The sequence below is a fragment of the Chloroflexota bacterium genome, from assembly GCA_026389585.1.
GTDB lineage: Bacteria > Chloroflexota > Dehalococcoidia > UBA2247 > RBG-13-53-26 > JAPLHP01.
Genome location: JAPLHP010000040.1, coordinates 1 through 2,548, shown reverse-complemented (window position 1 = coordinate 2,548; position 2,548 = coordinate 1). Strand labels below are relative to the sequence as shown.

Genomic DNA, 2,548 nt, shown 5'->3' with positions numbered 1-2,548 from the left:
CCCCAAGAAGGCTATCACCACGGGGCATGGCGGAACGGGATGTCAGGGCGGGGTAATCATCTACTCAAAAGACTAGTTTTGGAGGTAGGGAAATGGCAAGAGAGCCTAAGATAATTGAGGACAAAGCCACACCAATCAAGAAGGAGTGGGAAGAGTACGCCAGAAAAGGCAACTGGACCGTAAAAGGCTACGAGATTGTGAGGGCCCTTTCTGGCCCAGGGTTGGCTGAGGAATGCAAAGAGGAAGACTTCATGGTTGTATACCGCCCCCACGGTGTACTCTACCATCACAGCTATGGGCTGGTCTCGAAGTTCTTCAAGGGGTTGATAGATAAGCACCTGTTCGGGACCAAGTGCCCCAAATGCAAGACGGTGTACTGCCCGCCGAGAGTCCACTGCTGGAATCCTGAGTGCAGGGTCGCTGACACGGAATGGATAGAGCTACCCCTAAGAGGCAAAGTGCACACGTTTTCGGTAATGCTCTTTTCGGCGGATGCCTTTCTGGAGATGCTTCCCTTCGTGCTGGCATATGTTCAGATCGACGGTGCCGATACAGCCATGCCCATCCAGGTGGTGACGGCGCCGACAGACGTCTTTGTGGGCCAGAAGGTCCGCATCAAGTTTAGGGAGAAGAGGACCGGCGACCTCATGGATATCTATGCCGTTCCGGTCAAGGGGCAGAAGATACCGGCAGACTCCTGTCTCCAGGGGCATGAGAAGAATGTGAATGATCTCAAGCGGGACCTGGAGAACACCTATGCCTTCTTGGACAAGCGGTTCGGCATCAAGAAGAAGGATGTCGAGAGCAGATGGAAAGTCTAGCCAGAAAGAGGTCGAACTCGAATGATCAACAAGGTGTTTGAAACCTTTGAAGAAGCAGTGAAAGACGTGCCTGATGGCGCAGTCATCATGGTCGGTAATTTCGCCGGTCCGGGAGGCACTCCCTTCTATCTCATTCAAGCGCTGCGCAAGCAGGGGGCGAAGAATCTGACCATAGTTGCCAATACTGCGGGCGGCATCGGTTTGACGCTGGACTACGATGACCACCGCATCCTGTTTGAAAACAAGCAGGTCAAGAAGGTGATCGCTTCGTTCCCCTTCTCCACCTCCGCATCTCGCCCCAGCGTGGCAGAAAAGCAGATCCTCTCAGGCGAGGTCGAACTGGAGATTGTTCCTCAGGGTACACTGTCTGAGAGGATAAGGGCTGGAGGCGCCGGAATCCCAGCTTTCTATACTCCCACCGGTGCGGGAACTGTCATAGAAAAGGGCAAGGAAGTGAGGGTCTTCGATGACAGACCCTGTCTGATGGAAAGAGCGCTCAAGGCGGACTACGCCTTTGTCAGAGCCTTCAAGGCTGATTTGATGGGCAATCTGGTGTATCGGGGAACTCAAAGGCAGTTCAATCCCATAATGGCGATTGCCGCGAGAACTACCATCGCTGAAGTGGACCGAATCGTGGACGCAGGTGAGTTGGACCCAGAGTCAGTAATAACCCCTGGCATCTACGTGAAGAGGATAGTGAAGGTCAAGGAAGATCCGGGATTCCCACGTCACCTGGAACGCAACTTCCAGGTGAGGCGAGTGCAATAGCCGAAACTGTCCTGATACGGATAAGGAGAAAGATGAAGGAACGCCTCAGTCGGGAAGCTATGGCAATGAGAATAGCCAAAGAGCTATTCGATGGCGCAGTGGTGAATCTGGGCATAGGCATCCCCACGCTGGTTTCCAGCTTTGTACCAGAGGGAATGACCGTCATCTATCACACCGAAAACGGGGCTCTGGGCTTCGGTCCCGTCGTAACCGCAGAGGACATGAAAGAGAAAGCGGATATAGACCTGGTGAACGCCAGCGGACAGTATGTCACTCCTCAGGCGGCCACGGAGCATACTACCAAGGATGGAAAGCCCAAGATAGTGAAGACGTGCAGCGTGGCCTTGACCGCTCCAGAGTGCGTCGACCTGATAGTGACCGATATCGCGGTGATTGAAGTGAAGGACAAGAGATTGTGGCTGAGGGAACTAGCGCCAGGCTGGACCGTGGATGAAGTGCAGGCACTTACGGAGCCAACGCTGAGAGTAGCCCCGGACTTGAAGGACATAGAGCTGCTGTAGGAGGTAGAAACGGGGTTCAAGGCGGAGAACGTGGTGCCGACCGGCCCCCCGACAGAAGAGGAACTGAGGATACTCAGGGAAGAGGTAGACCCATACAAATACGTAATTGGCAGGTAGGGCGAAGACACCGAAAGGAGAGGAGTCATGACTATCAAGTTCATCTCAGAGGAGTGGATAAAGGAACTCAGCCGTCAGCTAAACGAAAGCAAAGACTATGAGAGAGCAGGTAAGGACTGGGAGGGGGATTTCATATTCGTGATCGAACCGGATGAATCTCATCCCAACCACGCCTACTTTTTCCTCAGTCTCTTACACGGCAAGAGCCCGGATGCGGCCATGGTCGCGAGTGAGAATGAGCGCAAGGCGGACTTCACAATCCGAGCTCCCTACCGCACCTGGCGAAAGGTGATCGAAGGGAAACTGGACCCGATTCAGGCG

General features: G+C 54.0%; 4 protein-coding genes. All 4 read left to right on the top strand.

Annotated features, from left to right (window positions below; translation table 11 throughout):
* Positions 1-92 precede the first annotated feature (92 nt).
* The gene (locus tag NTZ04_03720; GenBank protein ID MCX5991424.1) at positions 93-821 is read left to right on the top strand and encodes a Zn-ribbon domain-containing OB-fold protein; all 729 of its coding nucleotides are present in this window, start codon (positions 93-95) and stop codon (positions 819-821) included.
* 21 nt (positions 822-842) lie between these two features.
* Positions 843-1,589, top strand: a complete 747-nt coding sequence (locus tag NTZ04_03715) for a 3-oxoacid CoA-transferase subunit A (protein MCX5991423.1) — start codon at positions 843-845, stop codon at positions 1,587-1,589.
* A 32-nt stretch (positions 1,590-1,621) separates the two neighbouring features.
* Positions 1,622-2,110: a succinyl-CoA--3-ketoacid-CoA transferase gene (locus NTZ04_03710; GenBank protein ID MCX5991422.1), complete on the top strand. Its 489-nt coding sequence runs from the start codon at positions 1,622-1,624 to the stop codon at positions 2,108-2,110.
* A gap of 144 nt (positions 2,111-2,254) precedes the next feature.
* Positions 2,255-2,548, top strand: a 294-nt coding sequence (locus NTZ04_03705) for an SCP2 sterol-binding domain-containing protein (protein ID MCX5991421.1), incomplete at its 3' end; no start/stop codon positions are given.